Source organism: Streptomyces sp. NBC_01622 (assembly GCF_045209635.1).
GTDB lineage: Bacteria > Actinomycetota > Actinomycetes > Streptomycetales > Streptomycetaceae > Streptomyces.
Genome location: NZ_CP109293.1, coordinates 4,820,521 through 4,841,033, shown reverse-complemented (window position 1 = coordinate 4,841,033; position 20,513 = coordinate 4,820,521). Strand labels below are relative to the sequence as shown.

The following is a 20,513-nucleotide window of genomic DNA, read 5'->3' as shown; positions in this document are numbered from 1 at the left end:
TGCGACGAGGGATCGGTTTGCGGTCCCACGATGCGGGAATTCGTCGCGGGCCGTCGGAGCCCGTGTGCCACCGGCCGGTTGTGGACAACTCCCTCACCCGAACGGGAAGTTCCGCACCTCCCGAGTCCTCGGACTCCGCCCGGCTACGGCAGCTCGAACCCCGGATCCATCCCGCCCAGCGCGTTCGCGCACAGGCAGTCCCGTGCCCCGTTCTCCGGCAGCGCGGCCACCGTGTCGAACAGCACGCCCCGCAGCCGGTCCACGTTGGCCTCGAACACCCGCAATACCTCGTCGTGGGAGACGCCCTCACCGGTCTCGGCGCCCGCGTCGAGGTCGGTGACCAGGGTCAACGAGGAGTAGCAGAGCTCCAGTTCACGGGCGAGCGTGGCCTCGGGGTGGCCGGTCATGCCGACCACGGACCAGCCCTGGGCCTGGTGCCAGAGGGATTCGGCGCGGGTCGAAAAGCGCGGCCCCTCGACCACCACGAGCGTGCCGCCGTCGACCGCTTCCCAGTCCCGACCGCGCGCGGACTTCAGCGCCGCCGCCCGGCCGGTCGGGCAGTAGGGGTCGGCCAGGGACACGTGCACCACGTTCGGCACCGTGCCGCCGGGCAGCGGCAGTCCGTCGAAGTACGTCGCCGCCCGGGACTTCGTACGGTCCACCAGCTGGTCCGGCACCAGCAGCGTGCCCGGCCCGTACTCGGGGCGCAGCCCGCCCACCGCGCACGGACCGAGGACCTGGCGCACGCCAACGGAGCGCAACGCCCAGAGGTTTGCCTGGTAGTTGATGCGGTGGGGCGGCAGATGGTGGCCGCGTCCGTGCCGGGGCAGGAACGCGACCCGCCGGCCGGCGATCTCGCCGAGGAAGAGGGAGTCACTGGGCGGCCCGTAGGGCGTGTCCACCTGGATCTCGGTCACGTCGTCCAGGAACGAGTAGAAGCCGGAGCCGCCGATTACGCCGATCTCTGCGTTCGCCATGAGCAGCACACTAGCCGCCGCCGAAAAGGCGCAGAATCCGGCCCGGGAACCGCCGTGGAAACCGGCTCGGAAAACACCGAAGACCCTGTCGTCGTACGACGACAGGGTCCCGCGGTCGAGAAGTCCTGCGCGGCCTGGGCGGTCTACGCGGCGGAGCTGCTGCTGCCGGTGGAGGAGCCCGAGCTCGACGACTTCGACTTGGAGTCCGAGGACGGGGAAGAGGTCGACGGGGTGGACGGCTTGGCGTCCGAGGACGTCGACGGCTTCGAGGTGGCCGGCGAGCTGCTCGACGAGGAGCCGCGGCTGTCGTTCCGGTAGAAGCCGGAGCCCTTGAAGACAATGCCGACCGCGGAGAACACCTTCTTCAGGCGGCCACCGCAATTGGGGCACTCGGTCAGCGCGTCGTCGGTGAACTTCTGGACCGCTTCAAGGCCCTCGCCGCACTCGGTGCACTGGTACTGGTAGGTCGGCACTGTGTCTTCCTCCTGGCACTCTCACTCAATGAGTGCTAACGAGCGTCCATACTGACCTATTCCCGGGGATCAGTCCACTGCCACCGGCACGCGGTGACCGACGCCACGTGCCACGGTGCGGCTGTGGGGCCGGGTCGTGAGGCGGGACCGGAGCGCGATCAGGGTCCCCAGGGCGAGCACCGTGCCGGCCATCGGCACCAGGAAACCGGCGCCGCCCCACAGGCGGTCCTCCAGTTGTCCGGCGACGGTGACGGCGGCGGCCTGGCCGAGGGCGACCGCGCCGGTCAGCCAGGTGAAGGCCTCGGTGCGGGCGCCGGCCGGGACGAGCCCCTCGACCAGGGTGTAGCCGGTGATCAGGGCGGGCGCGATACACATGCCGACCAGAAGACCGAGGGCGGCCAGGAGCAGCACCGAGTGGGCGGTCCACAGGGCGGACGCGGTCAGCGCGAGGGCCACGTAGCCGACCAGGAGGCGGCGCTGCGGGGCGATCTTCCAGGCGACGGCACCGCAGACGACTCCGGAGAGCATGTTGCCGGCGGCGAACGCGCCGTAGAGGACGCCGTTCAGGCCGGGTTCGCCGATCGACTCGGTGAAGGCGGTCAGGGAGACCTGCATGCCGCCGAAGACGGAACCGATGCCCAGGAAGGTCGCGATCAGTACGCGCACTCCGGGGACGCGCAGCGCGGAAACGTGCTTCACGCGCGCGTGCCCGTCGGCGGTCACCGTGGGCTGGGTTCCGTTCTGGGCGGCGAAGACCAGGCCGCCGACCAGGGTGAGCCCGGCCTCCGTGACCAGGCCGGCCGCCGGGTTCACGGTGGTGGACAGCGCGGTCGCGAGCAACGGGCCGAAGACGAAGGTCAGTTCGTCGGTGACGGACTCGAAGGCCGCGGCGGTCGTCATGAGGGGCGAGTCCTGGAGCTTCACGCCCCAGCGGGCGCGCACCATGGGCCCGATCTGCGGCACCGAGGCGCCGGTCGGCACGGCGGCCACGAACAGCGCCCACAGGGGAGCGTGGCCGAGCGCGAGCGCGGTGAACGTCAGGCCCGACAGGGAGTGCACCAGGACGCCGGGGATCAGTACGGCCCGCTGCCCGTGCCGGTCGGCCAGGCGTCCGCTGTAGGGCGCGAACAGGGCCATGGAGACGCCGGTGACGGCCGCGGCGGCGCCCGCAGCGCCGTAGGAGCCGGTGGTGTGTTGCACGAGCAGCACGATGGAGATGGTGAGCATCGCGAACGGCTGACGCGCCGCGAAGCCGGGAAGCAGGAACGTCCAGGCGCCGCGCGTACGCAGCAGCTGCCCGTATCCAGGACGGGAGGTGACCGTGGATGCCACGGCCCGTGCCTTTCTGCCACCTGGTAGCGCGGCACCTCTTTGTCGAGGCGGCGCCGAGCACTGTCCTCTTGCGCGGAACTGCGGTAGATACCGGTGCCCACTGCGGAGGAGGGATTCGGCCGCCATACGGTCGCGCCAGCACTGCGTCAGGCAGAGTTGGTTCGATCAGAATGTGCCTTCATCGTACAGGGAGTGAAGCCCGGTGGACCTGTGAAAACGGGCACCACGCGCGCGTTCACCTGCGATTGGTGAACGTGTGAACCGTACGAAACATGCCCTTAATGACCGGCCGTGGCGTTGTCCGTGCCCAGCCACCCCGCCAGCTTCCCGCCGCGGCCCACTGCCCGCAGCCGCCGCTCGGCCGCGTCCCGGACCGGATCCGTCGCCACGACCAGGAGTTCGTCGCCGCGTCGCAGGACCGTCGAGGGCAGCGGAACAAACGATTTTCCATCGCGTACGACAAGGGTGACCGCGGCCCCGGCCGGCAGCCTGAGCTCGTTGACCTCGACGCCGTGCATCTTCGACTCCGCGGGGATCGCGACGGACAGCAGATGCCCGCGCAGCCGCTCCAGGGGCGCCGATTCGATGCCGAGGTCGGCGGCCTCCGGCCCCTCGCCCAGCTTCAGCTTGCGCGCCAGCCAGGGCAGCGTCGGCCCCTGGACGAGGGTATAGACGACGACCAGGACGAAGACGATGTTGAAGACGCGACGGCTGCCGGTGACGCCGTTCACCATGGGGATGGTCGCCAGGATGATGGGCACGGCGCCGCGCAGCCCGGCCCAGGACATCAGCGTCTGCTCCTGCCAGGGCACCCGGAACGGCGTGAGGCTGAGCACGACACTGAGCGGCCGGGCCACCATCGTCAGCACCAGGCCGATGATCAGCGCCGGCCAGACGTCGTCCCCCAGCTCGTGCGGGGTGACCAACAGGCCGAGCAGGACGAACATGCCGATCTGGGCGATCCAGCCGAGCCCGTCGGCGAAACCGCGCGTCGCGGGCCAGTGGGGCAGCTTGGCGTTGCCGAGCATCATCGCGGCGAGATAGACCGCCAGGAAGCCGCTGCCGTGCGCCAGGGCGCCCGCGGCGTACGCGGTGACCGCGATCGCCAGCACGGCGATCGGGTAGAGGCCGGAGGCGGGCAGCGCCACGTGCCGCAGCCCCCAGGAGCCGAGCCAGCCCACCGCGAGGCCGATGGCCGCGCCGATGGCCAGTTCCAGGGCTATCTCGCCCACCAGCGCGTACCAGTGCTCGACCGGGCCCGCCGTGGAGAAGGCGACGACCAGGATGACCACCGGGGCGTCGTTGAAGCCGGACTCGGCCTCCAAAGTGCCCGTCACGCGCGCGGGGAGGGGGATTCTGCGCAGCACGGAGAAGACCGCCGCCGCGTCCGTCGAGGACACCACCGCCCCGACGATGAACGCCTGCCGCCACTCCAGTCCGACCAGATAGTGCGCGCCCGCGGCCGTGACGCCGACGCTCACCGCCACCCCTGCCAGCGCCAGCGTGGCGGCCGACGACAGCACCGGCCTGACCTCTGCCCACTTCGTGCCGAGGCCGCCCTCGGCCAGGATCACGACCAGGGCCGCGTATCCGATGACCTGGGTCAGCTCGGCGTTGTCGAAGTGGATGTCGCCGATGCCGTCCTGGCCCATGGCGATGCCGATCCCCAGGTAGACGAGCAGGCTGGGGAGCCCGCTGCGCGAGGAGATCCGGACCGCCGCGACGGCGACGAGCAGGACGAGCGAGCAGACGAGCAGGAGCTGGTCGAGGTGGTGGACAGTCAGAAGGCTTCCCTTCCTCGGCTGACGCGCGTCCGGGGCGGCAGCACATGTACAGGGGACGCGAGACTGCGGCGCCACGCATCCAAGTACTTCGTTACCTTACCTAACTCTTGACGCTTTCTTGACGCTTCCCGAGGCAAGATCGAACGCCCGTCCGCGCCGGTACCCGACTCCGCGTCAAGTCGCTCGGAAGCCTGCGCCTATGGTTGCTCCAGCGCTCAGTCAAAAGCACAGCCCGCCCTGCCGCTCGCGTTAGGACAGCAAGGACAGCGATGCCCCCCAATACCACCGCCTCATCGGGTCATAAGCCCGGCAAGTCCGGCAGGAAAAAGGGGCGCAAAGCCCGTCTATTGGTTCTCGTCCTGGTAATGGCCATCATCGGGGGCATCGCCTACGGCGCCTACTGGTCCGTCAGTACGGTCCGGGCCTCCCTCCCGCAGACCACGGGCTCGATCACCCTCGACGGCCTGTCGGGGCCCGTCGACGTCAAGCGCGACAGCTACGGCATCCCGCAGGTCTACGCGTCCTCCGACGCGGACCTGTTCATGGCACAGGGCTACGTCCAGGCGCAGGACCGGTTCTACGAGATGGACGTACGCCGCCACATGACGTCCGGGCGGCTGTCCGAGATGTTCGGCAAGAGCCAGGTCAAGGACGACGAGTTCCTGCGCACCCTGGGCTGGGACCGGGTCGCCAAGAAGGAGTACGACACCACGCTGTCGGCCTCCACGAAGAAGTACCTCCAGGCCTACGCCAAGGGGGTCAACGCCTACCTCCAGGGCAAGGACGGGAAAGACATCTCCCTGGAGTACGCGGCCCTCGGTTTCACCAACGACTACAAGCCCGAGAAGTGGACCCCGGTCGACTCCGTCTCGTGGCTCAAGGCGATGGCCTGGGACCTGCGCGGCAACATGCAGGACGAGATCGACCGCGCGCTGATGACCACCCGCCTCGGCCCCCAGCAGATCGCGGACCTGTACCCGGATTATCCGTACAGCCGCAACCAGCCGATCGTCACCCAGGGCGAGTACGACGAGTACACCAAGACGTTCGACGGCGGTGACGGCTCCACCGGCTCGTCCACGAGCGGCACGACGGGCTCCACGTCGTCCTCGTCGGGTTCGGCTCTCACGAGCCAGCTCGCGGGCCTCTCGAACGTCCTGGACGACCTCCCGACGGCCGTCGGCGTGAACGGCCAGGGCATCGGCTCCAACTCGTGGGTCGTCGGCGGGGAGCACACCATCACCGGCAAGCCCCTCCTGGCCAACGACCCGCACCTGGAGGCGTCGCTGCCGTCCGTCTGGTACCAGATGGGCCTGCACTGCCGCACGGTCTCCAGCAAGTGCCAGTACGACGTCACCGGCTACACCTTCGCGGGCATGCCCGGCGTCGTCATAGGCCACAACCAGGACATCGCCTGGGGCATGACCAACTCCGGGGTCGACACCACCGACCTCTACCTGGAGAAACTCTCCGGCGACGGCTACCTGTACGACGGCACGACGAGGCCCTTCACGAGCCGCACGGAGACCATCAAGGTCGCCGGCGGCGCGTCCAAGAAGATCGTCGTCCGGGAGACCAACAACGGCCCGCTGCTGTCCGACCGCAACGACGAACTCGTCAAGGTCGGGAAGAAGGCCACCGTCGACACCGCGGCCCCAGACAGAGGCGACGGCTACGCGATCGCCCTGCGCTGGACCGCCGAGGACCCGGGCACCACCATGGACGCCGTCTTCGCCCTCGACAAGGCGTCCGACTGGAGCGAGTTCCGCGCGGCGTCCACGAAGTTCGACGTGCCCTCGCAGAACCTCGTCTACGCCGACACCAAGAACAACATCGGCTACACGCTGCCCGGAAAGATCCCCGTGCGCGGCAAGGGCGACGGCTCGCTGCCGGTGCCCGGCTGGGACTCCACGTACGACTGGACCGGCTACATCCCGCAGGCCGCCCTGCCGTACGAGTACAACCCGAAGCGCGGCTACATCGTCACCGCCAACCAGGCGGTGATCGACAAGGACAAGTACCCGTACACGCTCACCACGGACTGGGGATACGGCACCCGTAGTCAGCGCATCACCGATCTGATCCAGTCGAAGATCGACGGCGGCGGCAAGATCTCCACCGACGACATGCGGCAGATGCAGCTCGACGACAGCAGCGAGATCGCCAAGCTGCTGGTGCCCAAGCTGCTGAAGATCGACGAGCCCGACCCGGACGTGCGCCAGGCGCAGAAGCTCCTGGAGGGCTGGGACTACACCCAGGACGCCGACTCGGCGGCTGCCGCCTACTTCAACTCGGTCTGGCGCAACATCCTCAAGCTCGCCTTCGGCAACAAACTGCCCAAGGAACTGCGGGTCAAGGGCCAGTGCCTCTTCGTCTCGCCGGTCGACACGACCGGTCCCGCCGACGAGGCCAACCAGAAGGTGCGCGAGTGCGGCGAGCGCGACGCGGACCAGGCGCAGCCGGACGGCGGCGACCGCTGGTTCGAGGTCGTCCGCAAGCTCATGGACGACCCCACCAGCGACTGGTGGACGACCCCCAAGTCGGGCACCCGTCCGGGCGCGAGCAACATGAACCAGCTGTTCAAGCGCGCCATGATCGACGCCCGCTGGGAGCTGACCGCCAAGCTCGGCAAGGACATCGACACCTGGAGCTGGGGCCGGCTGCACCGCCTGTTCCTGAAGAACCAGACCCTGGGCACCGAGGGCCCCGCCATCGTCCAGTACATCCTCAACCGCGGCCCTTGGAAGCTCAGCGGCGGCGAGGCCACGGTCAACGCCACCGGCTGGAACGCGGCCGGCGGCTACGGAGTGGTCTGGGTGCCGTCGATGCGCATGGTGGTCAACCTGGACAACTTCGACAAGTCCAAGTGGATCAACCTCACCGGAGCCTCCGGGCACGCCTTCAGCGCGCACTACACCGACCAGACCGGCAAGTGGGTCAACGGCGAACTGCTGCCGTGGTCCTTCTCGTCCAAGTCGGTCGACAACAGCACGAGCGACACCCTGGTGCTGAAACCGTGAGCAGCTGACATCCGAAATGGCCCTCCACGCGCGCGTGGAGGGCCATTTCAGTTCCCGGGGAACCTGCGCACGCCGCTCGGTGTCACCGCCGCGCGCACCGGCCGGTCGTGCGCCTCCGCGGGGACGTGCGCGACGACTTCGGAGTCGTACAGCAGCACCACCAGCGCGGGATGCGCGCCCGCCCGCTCCAGTCGCGCCAGCACCCGGTCGTACGACCCCCCGCCGCGCCCCAGCCGCATCCCGCGCGCGTCGACCGCCAGACCGGGCAGCAGGACGACGTCGGCGGCCGTCACGGCGGCCGGGCCGAGCCGTTTCCCGGACGGCTCGAACAGGGCCATCTTTCCGCCGTGTTGGACCCGGGCGAGCGAGTCCTCGCCGTCGTAGGCACCCCAGTCCAGGTCGTTGTCCGGGAGGAGTGCGGGGAGCAGGATGTCGACGTCCCGCGCGCGGAGTGCGTCCAGCAGGGCGAGCGTTCCCGGTTCGCCGCCCACGGAGACGTACGCCGCCACCGTGCGCGCGTGCGCCAGCTCGGGCAGCTCCAGCGCGCGGCCGGCGAGCGCGGCGGCGGCTTCCCGCACGTCATCGGCCGTCAACCTGTTCCTCACCGTGAGGAGCTCTCGTCGCAACATTCGCTTGTCAGGCTCGGGTTCATGTCCTAGGTGACGCACAGGTCCCACCCGTATCCTTTCCAATGTGCTCATATGAGAGCGTATTAACCGGAGCCACAGATTCAGCACAAAGGCACCGGATAAGGTTCGGCCATGACTCAGTCGCACCCCAGGATCAGCAAGGCTGTCATTCCCGCAGCCGGTCTCGGCACCCGGTTCCTGCCGGCCACGAAAGCAACTCCCAAGGAGATGCTGCCGGTCGTGGACAAGCCCGCGATCCAGTACGTGGTCGAAGAGGCCGTGTCGGCGGGGCTCGACGACGTACTCATGATCACCGGACGCAACAAGCGCCCTCTCGAGGACCACTTCGACCGCAACTACGAACTCGAATCGGCCCTCCAGAAGAAGGGCGACGCGAGCCGGCTGGCCAAGGTCCAGGAGTCCAGCGACCTCGCGACCATGCACTACGTCCGCCAGGGCGACCCCAAGGGCCTCGGCCACGCCGTCCTGTGCGCGGCCCCGCACGTCGGACACGAGCCCTTCGCCGTCCTCCTCGGGGACGACCTGATCGACCCCCGGGACCCCCTCCTCGCGCGCATGGTCGAGGTCCAGGAGCAGCACGGCGGCAGCGTCGTCGCCCTCATGGAGGTCGCACCCGAGCAGATCCACCTCTACGGCTGCGCGGCCGTGGAGGCCACCGCGGACGACGACGTCGTCAAGGTCACCGGCCTGGTGGAGAAGCCGGAGGCGGCCGACGCCCCGTCGAACTACGCGATCATCGGCCGCTACGTCCTCGACCCCCACATCTTCGGCATACTGCGCAAGACCGAGCCCGGCCGCGGCGGCGAGATCCAACTCACCGACGCCCTCCAGCAGTTGGCCACCGACGAGAAGATAGGCGGCCCCGTGCACGGCGTCGTCTTCAAGGGCCGCCGCTATGACACCGGCGACCGGGGCGACTATCTGCGTGCCATTGTCAGACTCGCGTGCGAACGTGAAGACCTGGGCCCGGACTTCCGCGCCTGGCTTCGCAGTTACGTAGCCGAGGAGATGTAGCAACGTTGAGCACCGCCGCGACCCGTACCACAGGACCCGACCATCTCTGGACGGTGGACGAGCACCTGGAGGACATCCTCGCGACCGTCCGCCCCCTGGAACCCATCGAGCTGCAACTGCTCGACGCCCAGGGCTGCGTCCTGGTCGAGGACATCACGGTGCCGGTCTCGCTCCCGCCCTTCGACAACAGCTCGATGGACGGCTACGCGGTGCGGGTCACGGACGTCACGGGCGCGAGCGAGGAGTACCCGGCCGTCCTCACGGTCGTCGGCGACGTCGCGGCGGGCCAGGCAGAACCCCTCCACGTGGGCCCCGGCCAGGCCGCCCGCATCATGACCGGCGCCCCGCTGCCGCCCGGCGCGGAGGCCGTCGTCCCCGTGGAGTGGACCGACGGAGGCCTCGGCGAAGGACCGGTCACGGGCATGCGCGCCCGCAGCCAGGCCCCCGAGGCGGCCGGCGGACAGGTGCACGTGTACCGCTCGGCCGAGGCACGCGCGCACGTACGCGCGAAGGGCAGCGACGTGAAGGCCGGCGACCGCGCCCTGGACGCCGGCACGATCCTCGGCCCGCCGCAGATCGCCCTGCTCGCCGCCATCGGCCGCGGCACGGTCCGCGTCCGCCCCCGCCCGCGCGTGGTCGTCATGTCCACCGGCAGTGAACTCGTCCAGCCCGACGAGCAGTTGGGCCCCGGCCAGATCTACGACTCCAACAGCTTCGCCCTCACCGCCGCCGCCCGCGACGCCGGCGCCATCGCCTACCGGGTCGGCGCCGTCGCCGACGACGCCGACACCCTCCGCTCCACCATCGAGGACCAGCTCGTCCGCGCCGACCTTCTGGTCACCACCGGCGGCGTGAGCGTCGGGGCGTACGACGTCGTCAAGGAAGCCCTGTCCCCCGTCGGCGACGAGGACGAGGAGGGCGCCGGGATCGACTTCCGCAAGCTCGCCATGCAGCCCGGCAAACCCCAGGGCTTCGGCTCCATCGGCCCCGACCACATCCCGCTGCTCGCCCTCCCCGGCAACCCGGTGTCGTCGTACGTCTCCTTCGAGCTGTTCGCCCGCCCCGCGATCCGCGCCCTGATGGGCCTCGACGACGTCCACCGCCCGAGGGCCCGCGCCACCCTCACCACCGACAAGGCGCTGAGCTCGCCCAAGGGCCGCCGGCAGTTCCTCCGCGGGACGTACGCCGACGGCGAAGTGACCCCCGTCGGTGGCGCCGGATCGCACCTGGTCGCGGCCCTCGCGCTGGCCGACGCGCTGATCGTCGTCCCCGAGGACGTCGTGACCGTCGAGCCCGGCACCGAGGTCGAGGTGGTCCTGCTCGGCTGAGCACTCCTGGTTGGCGGTACCGTGTCGCGCACAACACGCCCGGACCGGGAGCGCCACACAGCATGACTGAGCCTTTCCGGGGGGACACCCCCGGACCCCTTGAGCAAGACCGCCTCACGCACATCGACGACGCGGGCGCCGCCCGGATGGTCGACGTGTCCGGCAAGGACGTGACCGCGCGCACCGCCACCGCCAGCGGACGTGTCCTTGTCTCGCCCCGTGTGGTCGAACTCCTGCGCGGCGAGGGGGTCCCCAAGGGCGACGCCCTGGCCACCGCGCGCATCGCGGGGATCATGGGCGCCAAACGCACTCCCGATCTGATCCCGCTCTGTCACCCGTTGTCGGTGTCGGGTGTGAAACTGGATCTGTCGGTCGCGGACGACGCCGTACGGATCCGGGCCACCGTGAAGACGACGGACCGCACGGGCGTCGAGATGGAGGCCCTCACCGCGGTCTCCGTCGCCGCGCTCACCGTGATCGACATGGTCAAGGCGGTCGACAAGGGAGCGGTCATCACGGACGTACGCGTGGAGGAGAAGACGGGCGGCAAGTCGGGGGACTGGAGCCGGACATGAACCCCGACGATCCGGCCGGCGGCGCGCTGCCCGCGCCGTACCGGGCACTGGTGGTCACCGCCTCCAACCGCGCTGCCTCCGGCGTCTACGAGGACAGGGGCGGCCCCTTGATCGCTGCCGGCCTCAAGGGCTTCGGCTTCGCGGTCGAGGGCCCCCGGGTGGTCCCCGACGGCGACCCGGTGGAGGCCGCCCTGCGAGCCGCCGTAGCGGCCGGTTACGACGCTGTCGTCACCACCGGCGGCACCGGCGTCTCGCCCACCGACCGCACCCCCGAGGCCACCCGCGCGGTCATCGACTACGAGGTGCCGGGCATCGCCGAGGCCATCCGCGCGTTCGGCCGGGAGAAGGTGCCGACCGCGGCGCTCTCCCGTGGCCTGGCCGGGGTCGCCGGGCGCACACTGATCGTCAACCTGCCGGGTTCCACCGGCGGGGTGAAGGACGGCCTCGCCGTCCTGGAACCCCTGCTGGCGCACGCCGTCGACCAGATCCGAGGCGGCGATCACCCCAGACCCGCCGACACCAGTGGGGGTGCGAGCTGAACAGCCCATCCTGGCCCGCCGTACTGGCGGACGGCGACATCGTCCTGAGGCCGATAAAACTCCGCGACCAGCGGGACTGGCGCGAGGTCAACCGGCGCAACCGGGACTGGCTGCGCCCCTGGGAGGCGACGATTCCGCCTCCCACGCCCAGCGGGCCGGTCGCGCACCGGCCGACCTATCGGCAGATGGTCAGGCACCTGCGTTCCGAGGCGAACGCGGGCCGGATGCTGCCGTTCGTCATCGAGTACCAGGGGCGCCTGGTCGGGCAGTTGACGGTCGCCGGGATCACCTGGGGCTCGATGTGCTCGGGTCACGTCGGCTACTGGGTGGACGAGTCGGTGGCCGGGCGCGGAGTGATGCCGACGTCCGTGGCACTCGTCGTCGACCACTGTTTCCGGGCCGTGGGACTGCACCGCATCGAGGTCTGCATTCGCCCGGAGAACGGCCCCAGCCGCCGGGTCGTCGAGAAACTCGGATTCCGTGAGGAGGGGCTCAGGCCCCGTTATCTCCACATCGACGGCGCCTGGCGCGACCATCTCGTCTTCGCGCTCACCGCGGAAGAGGTCCCCGAAGGGTTGCTGGCCCGCTGGCAGCGGGCACGCTCCCGGAGCACACCGCACGACAATCCCGCGTAGCGGGGAGCCTGTTGGGCCCGGAAGCACGGATCCTCGGAAATGGAATAAGTGTTCGAAAGTGATCGACGGATGACCGCCTTGGGGCAATGAATTTGCCAACTCCGCGGCCTGTTGATCGCATCGGTCACAAAAAAAGCTCGAAATATCAGCCAGATCGTGCGACACACCGGCTCAATTGGCAGATGGCCTCACGCAAACCCCTCTACCGTGTGAGGCGTGAGCAGCAGCGGCCTCATCTACGCAGTCATTGTCGGGGCCTGGGCCGCCTACTTGGTGCCGATGTGGCTCCGTAGGCAGGACGAGCTGAACGAGGCCCGTCCGACGGAACGCTTCAGTACCGCCATCCGGCTGCTGTCCGGACGGGCGGGAATGGAGCGCCGGTACGCCAAGGACCTGCGGGCGCGCTCCACCGAGGAGGGGGAGCCCAGCGCCGTCGTGCCGGACGCCGTCACCGACTCGGTGGACGTCCGGGCCTTCGCCATGCCCCCGGCCCGTCCCCAGGTGCACGCTCAGGTCCGCCGGCCGGGCCCGGACCGGCCGGAAGCGGCGCGGGAACCGGAGCGCGAGCATGTGCGCGAATCGGCGCGCGAGCCCGTGCGTGAGCCGGTTCGCGAACCGGCGCGCGAACAAGCGGCCAAACCGGCGGCCCAACAGGCCCCCGTCCCCGCCCAGACGCCCAAGTCCGCGCCCAAGGCGAAGCCCGCGCCCGCCCGTAGGCACGTCCCGATCGCGCGCCGCACCCCCGCCGAGGAGGCCGCCGCGGCGCGCGCCCGGCGCGTGAAGGTGCTCGCGCGGCGCAGACGCACCACCGTGATGCTGTTCCTCGCCTTCACGCTCGGCGCGGTCGTCGCCGCCGTCGGTGGACTCACTCTCCTGTGGGCACCCGGCGTACCGGCGATACTGCTCAGCGGATACATCGCCTACCTGCGCTCCCAGGAACGCCGCCGCTTCGCCTACCAGATGGACCGCCGCCAGGCCGAGGCCGCCGCGCAGCGACTGCGGGAGCGTCAGCCGCGCCGGCGCGCGTCCGTCGACGCCGGGATCGACGACGCCGAGGAGGGACCCGAACCGGAGACGGACCCCGGGATGTCCGCCCTCGCCGCCGACCGCCGGGCCCTCGTCGAACAGACCGACCACGCCGAGTGGGTCGACCAGCAGCGCGAACGGCAGCGCCGGCCGGGCCAGGGCGACAGCTGGGACCCCGTACCCGTACCGCTGCCGACGTACGTCACCGCGCCGGTCGCCCCGCGCGCCACCTCCGACGTGGACCTCGGGGCGCCCGACGCGTGGAGCTCCGCGCGCTCCAGTTCGGTGGCGCCGGAGCAGGAAGCGCGGTCGGCGGCCCGGGACGAGGAGGAGGCGGAGGACCTGTCGGACGACGACAAGACGACGGCGGACGGCCGCACCGACGCCCGCCGCGCCGCCTCCGCCCGCCGCGCCCGTGAGCGCGGTCGGACCCCGCTGTTCGACCAGTACGAGGACGGCGAGCGGCCCCGAGCGGCCAACGAGTGACCAGGCAAGGAACGGATTTCCAAGCACCCTGAGGGGGATGCTAGAGTTTCACTCGTTGCAAGGGCCTGTGGCGCAGTCTGGTAGCGCACCTCGTTCGCATCGAGGGGGTCTGGGGTTCAAATCCCCACAGGTCCACACGACACAGTAACAAGATCCCGTCCGGTCGGAAGATCGGGCGGGATCTTTGTCGTTTTCCGGGGCCGTTCGAGCCTGTCCGGGGGGAGTTGGAGGGCGGGTCGGGGCATCGCGTCGGAGGCCGGTGGGGGATGCTACGCCGGGGGGATGGCTTCACCGAGGGAGTGGTGCGGGCATGCTGGAGGGGTTGGCCCCGTGGGGGCAAGAACTGTTCCTGAGGCGCGAACGGGAGCGGCGTCGAGGCCTGGTGCCGGAGAGCCACGCGGGACAGGGCGTCGTACGAAGGGGGTTCGAGCCGTGCCTGCTGGCCCTGCTCCGGTTGTCGGTGGGCAGGGACGCCGGGACCGGACTCACCAGGGGGTGGTTCCCGGGGGCGCTCGCCCGCACCGGCCATCTCGTCCGCGCGGCCGAGCCGGCGTACACGATCGGCGACGAACTCCAGCAGGGCGAGGAGCTGTTGACGCTGGTGAAGGCCGCGGTCGGCGCGGGAGACCTGTGCGGTGCCCAGGCGCTGGCCGAGTCGATTCCCCTGCGGCAGCTGCGGGACGAAGCGCTGGTCGCCCTCGTATCGGCGTGGGCCGTTGCGGGTGAACGTGACCGGGCCGCAGCGTTGGCGGAAACGATTCGCTACCCGCACAACTGGGCGAGGGCCTGGGCCGTACTGGCGAAAGCGGTGGCGGACGACGGCGACACCCGTGAGGCGCTCGGGTTCGCCGCTCGCGCTGATGACGAGGTGAACGCGTTCGTCTTCGACGGGACGGGACAGGTGCTCGTCCTTCTCATGGAAGTGGCCGTCGCCACCGGCGATCACGGCCGGGCCGCCGCACTCGCCGACCGCGTGGAGGACTTCACCCGATCTCAGTTCCGCGACCGGTCACCATGGTCCGGGCCCGGGCCCCTGGCGGCGGTACTGGCCCGGGAGGCCCTGGGAGGAGACCTGGACCGGGTCGACGCCCTGCTGCGTCCCCCGCCCAGACCTCCCGTCGGCGCCGGGGGCGGAGTGTGCGGGTGGGCGCTCACCGGAACCGCCGACCAGGACGTGCCCCTGGACGGAGACCTGGATGAGAGCGACGCCCGCCCGCTCCCACCCCGATCCTTCCTCGGCGCCCGGGACCTGGCGTGTGTGCTGGACGCCGTCGCGGAAACCGCCGGCCAGGACGTGGCCCTCGCCCTGGCCGACCGGGCTGAGGCTCTGCTCGACACCGGCGACGGGCGTGATCACGACATCCTGCTGAGGGCCCTGACACTCCTGCTGGCCCGGCGCGGGCAGGTCGAGCGTGCCATGGCCCTCGCCGACCGGATCGATCCCGAACTGCGCGCGGGGCGGCAGGCCGAGATCGTGGGCGAGCTGGCCCGCTACGGCGACACGGACGCGGCCGAGGTCCTCGCCCACACGATCACCGACAGCCGGGCACAGGCCAGGGCACTGATCGAGGTGGTCCGGGAGTTGGCCCGGCGCGGCGACACGGACGCGGCTGAGGCCCTTGCCCGTGTGATCACCGACCGCTGGGCGCGAGGCGAGGCTCTGGTGGCGGTCGTCCAGGAGTTGGCCCGGCGCGGTGACCCGGGCCGGGCCGAGGTACTGGCCCACTCGATCGCCTACCGCGCGACACGAGCCCGCGCACTCGCCGCACTCGCGGAGGTGGCCGAGCCGTCCCGCGCTCGCAGGCTTGCCGCACAGGCCGTGGTTCTCGACGGCTGGGCCGCTGTGCTGCCGGTGCTGGAGCCGATCGTGCCCCGTTCAGTGGCAGTTGTCGTCGATCAGATGACGAATCGGGACGGGGTGTGACGTCCTGCCGAACCACCTGCCACCTCGTCCGCCGGGCCACGGCATCCCAACTGACGTGCGCACCGACCGGGTTGCCGGAAGCGGCGGCTGCCAGACCCTCGACCCCTACCGCCGGCGCTGATTGCGAGCCTCACTCCATGATTCCCAAACTGCCTTTGCACAGCCCTCGTTGGCGTGACCTCGACGGTGTGACAGCCGAGGAGGTGGAGGTACTCCTGCAGCAGATGACCTCCAGCACCGTCTCAGCCGCTGCCTCCAGCGCTGTCTCCATCTCTTCTGCCACCGGGACCGGCGATGCATGGCGGCAGACCTGGACCGACCTGGCCGGAGGGCTGCTGGACGACGGGACCGTCTCCAACGGGGCCTATGCGGCCCTGCCGTATCTCGTCGAGGCGGCAGCGGCCCTGCAGCCGGGACAGACCGCGGATTTCTGGGTGGACCTGGGATACATCGTGACCGCGGAGGACCGGCCCCCGGTCCCGGCCGATCTGGAAGAGGGGTTCGGCGCCGCGCTCCGGCTGGCCGAGGAGTCGGCCGTACGGAGCCTCCTCGCCGTCGGTGCTCCGGCGGAGGTCTGCGTCTTCCTCGCGCTGTCGTGTGTCGCCTTCGCCGGTCACCGCGTCGGCGCAGCACTGTGGTCTCTTGAGCCGCAGGAAGGGCACCTCGGTGTGTTGTGTCCCGGGTGCGGCAGCGATACCGAGATCCCCGAGTTCTTCGTGGACCCGGTGCGTCCGCCTCTTGAGGCACCGGGGCTGCCCGATCCGGTCCGTGTCCGAGCGGGGGAACACCCCTGGGGCGAGGTCGCCGCGGCATTGCGCGAGGAGGCCCTGGGGGAGGGGTGGGAGCCCTTTCTGCGGGTGGCACGTGACGTCGCGGCGGCCGGGGTATCCGCCGAGACTCCATGGCCCGCCGTCCTGTCCCTGGTCGCCGGCCTGGTCGCGGCCACGGGCACCCCGCAGCGGGCCGGGGCGGAATGGGCCCGTCAACTGATGCTGCTCACCGGGCAGTTCCGCTGCTGGAACTGCGAGCGGACCTGGACGATCGCCGACGGCCTGGCGGAGAACCCGAACGGCGCGCAGCCTGAGAACCAGCCGAGCGGGGAGTCGACGGCTGCCGACGGACCGGCTTCCACGGTGACGTCGGCGGCGGCAGGCCGCACCGGTGAAGTGCCGGCCCGGCTCCGGCAGGACGGAAGTGCCCTGCTCACGGCCGACGGCACACGGTGGGGCCGGCTGGTGGTGTTCTCTGATACCGAGTTCTCTGATTCCGCGCCCCTTTCCATCGGGGGCGTCAACTCACTTGCGGTCGTGGCCGGCCCCGGTCGGCCGACGCTCGTCGCGGGTGCCGGTGCCGGTGCCGGTGCCGGTGAACAGGGTGTGGTCTGCCTCTGGAATCCGGCCGACGGCCGACTCGTCCACGACCCGCTGCCGGCCCACCCTGACCGCGTCCGGTCGATGACGGCTCTGCCCCTGCCCGACGGCCGTGTCCTTCTGGCGACCGGAGGCGAGACAGGGGCGATCACCCTGTGGGATCCGGCCACCACCGGTCGGCAGCGCCGTGAACTCGCCGGCCCCGGCGACCGGCGCGGCGAGGTGATCGGGATGTGTGCCGCGACCGTCCCCGACGGCCGGACCCTGCTCGTCACCGCCACCTCCCGGGGCGCGGTCCGCCTGTGGGACCCCTCCACTGGCGAGTCCGTCGGGAGCCTCAACCCCTATGGCAGTCCGATCCGTTCGATCGCCGCCCTCCCGATCTCCGAGGGCCATACGCTGATCGCCGCCGCGGACACCGGGGGCCGCGTGCACGTGTGGGATCCGGCCGTCGACGACCCCTGGGAACGGGGCGCGGCCGTGCAGTTGAGCAAACACGCCCTCAGCGACGCCGACCACCGGGCGGTGACGGTGGCGGCCGTGGCCGCACACGGCCGTACCGTGCTGGCCACCGGGGACGACCGCGGTGTGGTCATGCTGTGGGACCTCGCGACCGGTGATCCGGTCGGCGACGCCCTGCCGTCCTCGACGGGTACCGCCGGCCTCCCGCTCATCGCCGCCACCACGCTGGACGGCGGGCGCTCGGTCCTGGTCACCGGCAGCAGACTCCTGCGTGGCCTGCGGGTGTGGGAACCGGAGACCGGAACAGTGCGGCACATCGCCCTGGAGGTGGCGCTCACCTCGCTGGCCGCCGCGGGTTCGGACCTGATCGTCGGACACGGCCGCGGAGTTCTCGCACTGCCGCTCACCGGGAGCCGGCCGTAGTCCCGTCCCACCCAGTGAGGAACGGCCTCGGGACGGACGCCGAGACCCCGCGTGACAGAGACGCGACGGGTCGGTCCGGGCGCGCCCAACGGGCCGTAGGAGTACGGGATTTCACGGTTGGCGGTCGACGCGGACAACGGGGACAGCTGTCTGACGGAGCTGGAGCTGCCCGGGCGGCCGCGGGCGGAGCGGCCGGGACTGCTGGTGCTGGTGCTCAGCCAGTACGCGTGTGAGCGGGAGGTGCTGGGGCTGGTCGCGCACGGCCGGCCCAGCGGTGCGACAGCCCGCGAGCTGGTGCTCACCTGACCGGAGAGCCGACCGGCGCCCGCGGTCACAGTGCCTTGGCGAAGCACCGGCTGTCGTCGAAGAGGCGGTAGTAGCCGAACTTCACGCAGGGCTCGTAGCCGCTGGACGTGTAGAGGGCGATGGCCTCGGGCTGCTTGGTGCCGGTCTCCAGGACCATGCGGGTGCGACCGGCGGCGCGGGCGTTCTCCTCCAGGGCGGCCAGCATGCGGCGGGCGAGACCCAGGCCGCGCGCCTGCTCGATCACGAACATCCGCTTGAGCTCGGCGTCGCCGTCCTCGTTGCCCTCCCCGTTGGCGTTCTGGGAGCGCCAGCCGCCCGTGGCGATGGGGTCGTCGTTGTCGTCGTACGCGACGAAGTACACGCCGTGCGGCGGTTCGAAGTCCGTCGGGGCGAGCGGGGTGGAGTCGCCGCCGTCGCCGTAGCGGACGTGGTACTCCGCCTGGACCTCGTCGTTCAGCTTCACGGCGTCGGGGTGGTCGAAGGGAACAGTGCGAATATTCACGCCGAAAATCGTATACCTGCTCGAAAGGAGGATCCGGACTCCGTCCAGTGTGCCGGTATCGTGCCGGAGTGCTCACTGTGACCTCAGCAAATGTCAACGGACTGCGGGCCGCCGCGAAGAAGGGCTTCGTGGAGTGGCTCGCCGGGACCTCCGCCGATGTGCTCTGCCTCCAGGAGGTGCGAGCCGAGCCGCAGCAGCTGCCGGAGCACGTCCGCACCCCCGAGGGCTGGCACGTCGTGCACGCGCCGGCCGCCGCCAAGGGGCGCGCGGGCGTCTCCCTCTACACCCGCCGCGAGCCGGACCGCGTCCGGGTCGGCTTCGGGTCGGCCGAGTTCGACGGAAGCGGCCGGTACGTCGAGGCCGACCTCCCCGGCGTCACGGTCGCGAGCCTCTACCTGCCCTCCGGCGAGGTCGGCACCGAGCGGCAGGACGAGAAGATCCGGTTCATGGACGAGTTCCTCGCCTATCTGAAGGAACTGCGCGAGCGTGCGGCTGCCGACGGACGCGAGGTCGTCGTCTGCGGCGACTGGAACATCGCCCACCAGCCGGCCGACCTCAAGAACTGGCGCGCCAACCAGAAGAACTCCGGCTTCCTGCCGGAGGAGCGCGAGTGGCTGACCCGGGTCTTCGACGCGGCGGACGGGGCGTACGTCGATGTCGTACGGGCGCTGCATCCGGACGTGGAGGGGCCGTACTCGTGGTGGTCGTACCGGGGGCGGGCCTTCGACAACGACAGCGGATGGCGCATCGACTACCACGTGACGACGCCGGGGCTCGCCGCCAAGGCGGTCAAGGGGTATGTCGAGCGGGCGGCCACGCATGACGAGCGGTGGTCGGACCACGCGCCGGTGACCGTGGTCTACGACCTCTGACGGTGTGACGGTCGGCTACGGCCTCTGAGGGCCCTGGCCGCCCTGTTGCAGCCGCCGGTCCATCGCCATCGACAGCTCCGCCTCCACCACGCTCTTCGCCAGCGGCCGCAGCCGTTGCAGGTCCTCCGTCGTGCCGCCCTGGGCGAGGACCAGGTCGGCGAAGAGTTCGGCGAGGGACTCCGTGTGTTCGCGGACGCGGCGGCCCGCGTCGAGGACGTCGGCGAGGGGGATGCCCTCGCGGACCAGGGCGGCCGTGACGTCGAGGAGGCGGCGGCTGATGTGGACGATCTCGCTGCCGTCGGTGCCGAGGTAGCCGAGTTCGAGTGAGGCGGCGAAGTTCTCCGGGGTGGCCTGGTCGCCGAAGTAGTCGGCGAGGGCCTCGGGGGTGAGCCGGACCGGGGTCTCCTCGGTGGGCGCGCCCAGGCCCAGCAGCTCGCCGACGTTGCGGCCGTGGTCGAAGGCCTCGGCGAGTTCCGCGATGCCGTTGAGGGTGTGGCCGCGTTCGAGGAGCGCCGAGATCGTGCGCAGGCGGGCCAGGTGCGTCTCGTCGTACCAGGCGATACGGCCCTCCCGGCGCGGCGGGGGGATGAGTTTGCGCTCGCGGTAGAAGCGCAGGGTGCGCACCGTGATGCCGGCCCGCTCGGCCAGTTCCTCCATGCGGTACTCGCGCTTCTGGTCTGCCTTCTCCGCCACGCACGCACCCTACGTCGTACCCCAGGTACCCGCGGCGGCAGCCGCTGATGTAAACGTCCTCGTACCGCCCCCTACCCATGAGTACGGAGCTGCTCTACGCTCCGATTGCGCCAGCGTTCACT

At 70.7% G+C, this 20,513-nt stretch carries 18 protein-coding genes and 1 tRNA gene; 12 read left to right on the top strand and 7 right to left on the bottom strand.

All coding sequences use genetic code 11. The annotated features are described in order from the left end of the window. Positions 1 to 143: 143 nt before the first annotated feature. From OH768_RS21705 to OH768_RS21690, 4 genes are all read right to left on the bottom strand, one after another. Entirely contained in the window at positions 144 to 977 is an 834-nt protein-coding gene (locus OH768_RS21705) for an S-methyl-5'-thioadenosine phosphorylase (protein WP_406456013.1), read from the bottom strand. Between the two features lie 143 nt (positions 978 to 1,120). Then, positions 1,121 to 1,450 (bottom strand): FmdB family zinc ribbon protein, encoded by a 330-nt coding sequence (locus OH768_RS21700; protein WP_406456011.1) that lies wholly within the window; start codon positions 1,448 to 1,450, stop codon positions 1,121 to 1,123. 69 nt (positions 1,451 to 1,519) lie between these two features. Further along, on the bottom strand, positions 1,520 to 2,782 hold the full coding sequence (locus OH768_RS21695; protein ID WP_406456009.1) for an MFS transporter: 1,263 nt from the start codon (positions 2,780 to 2,782) through the stop codon (positions 1,520 to 1,522). 278 nt (positions 2,783 to 3,060) lie between these two features. Beyond that, entirely contained in the window at positions 3,061 to 4,641 is a 1,581-nt protein-coding gene (locus OH768_RS21690) for a potassium/proton antiporter (protein ID WP_406456007.1), read from the bottom strand. 194 nt (positions 4,642 to 4,835) lie between these two features. Between OH768_RS21690 and OH768_RS21685 the strand changes: the two genes are divergently transcribed. Then, positions 4,836 to 7,586, top strand: coding sequence for a penicillin acylase family protein (locus OH768_RS21685; RefSeq protein WP_406456005.1), 2,751 nt, complete (start codon positions 4,836 to 4,838; stop codon positions 7,584 to 7,586). A 47-nt stretch (positions 7,587 to 7,633) separates the two neighbouring features. Here the strand turns inward: OH768_RS21685 and OH768_RS21680 are convergent, their stop codons facing one another. Further along, positions 7,634 to 8,215 carry a 5-formyltetrahydrofolate cyclo-ligase gene (locus OH768_RS21680; protein WP_406456003.1) on the bottom strand — a complete coding sequence of 194 codons (582 nt, stop codon included), beginning with the start codon at positions 8,213 to 8,215 and terminating at the stop codon, positions 7,634 to 7,636. Between the two features lie 132 nt (positions 8,216 to 8,347). On the opposite strand from OH768_RS21680, the gene galU reads away from it, so the two are divergent. From galU to OH768_RS21630, 10 genes are all read left to right on the top strand, one after another. Next, complete coding sequence (gene galU, locus OH768_RS21675) at positions 8,348 to 9,250, top strand: UTP--glucose-1-phosphate uridylyltransferase GalU (RefSeq protein WP_406456001.1); 903 nt, start codon at positions 8,348 to 8,350, stop codon at positions 9,248 to 9,250. Between the two features lie 5 nt (positions 9,251 to 9,255). Then, a complete protein-coding gene (glp, locus tag OH768_RS21670; protein WP_406455999.1) occupies positions 9,256 to 10,578 on the top strand; it encodes a gephyrin-like molybdotransferase Glp in 1,323 nt (440 codons plus the stop codon). 62 nt (positions 10,579 to 10,640) lie between these two features. Then, entirely contained in the window at positions 10,641 to 11,153 is a 513-nt protein-coding gene (gene moaC / locus OH768_RS21665) for a cyclic pyranopterin monophosphate synthase MoaC (protein ID WP_019066545.1), read from the top strand. Next, complete coding sequence (locus OH768_RS21660) at positions 11,150 to 11,692, top strand: molybdenum cofactor biosynthesis protein B (protein ID WP_406455996.1); 543 nt, start codon at positions 11,150 to 11,152, stop codon at positions 11,690 to 11,692. Before moaC ends, OH768_RS21660 begins: the two co-directional genes overlap by 4 nt. Further along, the gene (locus tag OH768_RS21655) at positions 11,689 to 12,327 is read left to right on the top strand and encodes a GNAT family N-acetyltransferase (protein WP_406465393.1); all 639 of its coding nucleotides are present in this window, start codon (positions 11,689 to 11,691) and stop codon (positions 12,325 to 12,327) included. The genes OH768_RS21660 and OH768_RS21655 overlap by 4 nt, the downstream gene beginning before the upstream one ends. Before the next feature lie 216 nt (positions 12,328 to 12,543). Further along, the gene (gene glpR, locus OH768_RS21650; protein WP_406455994.1) at positions 12,544 to 13,839 is read left to right on the top strand and encodes a gephyrin-like molybdotransferase receptor GlpR; all 1,296 of its coding nucleotides are present in this window, start codon (positions 12,544 to 12,546) and stop codon (positions 13,837 to 13,839) included. A 61-nt stretch (positions 13,840 to 13,900) separates the two neighbouring features. After that, positions 13,901 to 13,974, top strand: a tRNA-Ala gene (locus OH768_RS21645). A 175-nt stretch (positions 13,975 to 14,149) separates the two neighbouring features. Continuing rightward, positions 14,150 to 15,763, top strand: coding sequence for a hypothetical protein (locus OH768_RS21640; protein WP_406455992.1), 1,614 nt, complete (start codon positions 14,150 to 14,152; stop codon positions 15,761 to 15,763). 188 nt (positions 15,764 to 15,951) lie between these two features. Then, positions 15,952 to 18,018 (top strand): WD40 repeat domain-containing protein, encoded by a 2,067-nt coding sequence (locus OH768_RS21635; protein WP_406455990.1) that lies wholly within the window; start codon positions 15,952 to 15,954, stop codon positions 18,016 to 18,018. A 117-nt stretch (positions 18,019 to 18,135) separates the two neighbouring features. Next, a complete protein-coding gene (locus OH768_RS21630) occupies positions 18,136 to 18,324 on the top strand; it encodes a hypothetical protein (RefSeq protein WP_406455988.1) in 189 nt (62 codons plus the stop codon). A 25-nt stretch (positions 18,325 to 18,349) separates the two neighbouring features. On the opposite strand, the gene OH768_RS21625 is transcribed toward OH768_RS21630, so the two are convergent. Continuing rightward, positions 18,350 to 18,826: a GNAT family N-acetyltransferase gene (locus tag OH768_RS21625; RefSeq protein WP_406455986.1), complete on the bottom strand. Its 477-nt coding sequence runs from the start codon at positions 18,824 to 18,826 to the stop codon at positions 18,350 to 18,352. Between the two features lie 68 nt (positions 18,827 to 18,894). Here OH768_RS21625 and OH768_RS21620 point away from each other — a divergent pair, with 68 nt between their 5' ends. Continuing rightward, positions 18,895 to 19,698 carry an exodeoxyribonuclease III gene (locus OH768_RS21620; RefSeq protein ID WP_406455984.1) on the top strand — a complete coding sequence of 268 codons (804 nt, stop codon included), beginning with the start codon at positions 18,895 to 18,897 and terminating at the stop codon, positions 19,696 to 19,698. Between the two features lie 15 nt (positions 19,699 to 19,713). Here the strand turns inward: OH768_RS21620 and OH768_RS21615 are convergent, their stop codons facing one another. Beyond that, on the bottom strand, positions 19,714 to 20,355 hold the full coding sequence (locus OH768_RS21615; protein WP_406465392.1) for a MerR family transcriptional regulator: 642 nt from the start codon (positions 20,353 to 20,355) through the stop codon (positions 19,714 to 19,716). Positions 20,356 to 20,513 lie beyond the last annotated feature (158 nt).

Bases quoted from the DNA above. Each gene is read 5' to 3' on its own strand.
- OH768_RS21705 (WP_406456013.1), bottom strand. From the start codon at position 977: ATGGCGAACGCAGAGATCGGCGTAATCGGCGGCTCCGGCTTCTACTCG.
- OH768_RS21685 (WP_406456005.1), top strand. From the start codon at position 4,836: ATGCCCCCCAATACCACCGCCTCATCGGGTCATAAGCCCGGCAAGTCC.
- OH768_RS21680 (WP_406456003.1), bottom strand. From the start codon at position 8,215: ATGTTGCGACGAGAGCTCCTCACGGTGAGGAACAGGTTGACGGCCGAT.
- galU (WP_406456001.1), top strand. From the start codon at position 8,348: ATGACTCAGTCGCACCCCAGGATCAGCAAGGCTGTCATTCCCGCAGCC.
- moaC (WP_019066545.1), top strand. From the start codon at position 10,641: ATGACTGAGCCTTTCCGGGGGGACACCCCCGGACCCCTTGAGCAAGAC.
- OH768_RS21660 (WP_406455996.1), top strand. From the start codon at position 11,150: ATGAACCCCGACGATCCGGCCGGCGGCGCGCTGCCCGCGCCGTACCGG.
- OH768_RS21640 (WP_406455992.1), top strand. From the start codon at position 14,150: ATGCTGGAGGGGTTGGCCCCGTGGGGGCAAGAACTGTTCCTGAGGCGC.
- OH768_RS21615 (WP_406465392.1), bottom strand. From the start codon at position 20,355: ATGGAGGAACTGGCCGAGCGGGCCGGCATCACGGTGCGCACCCTGCGC.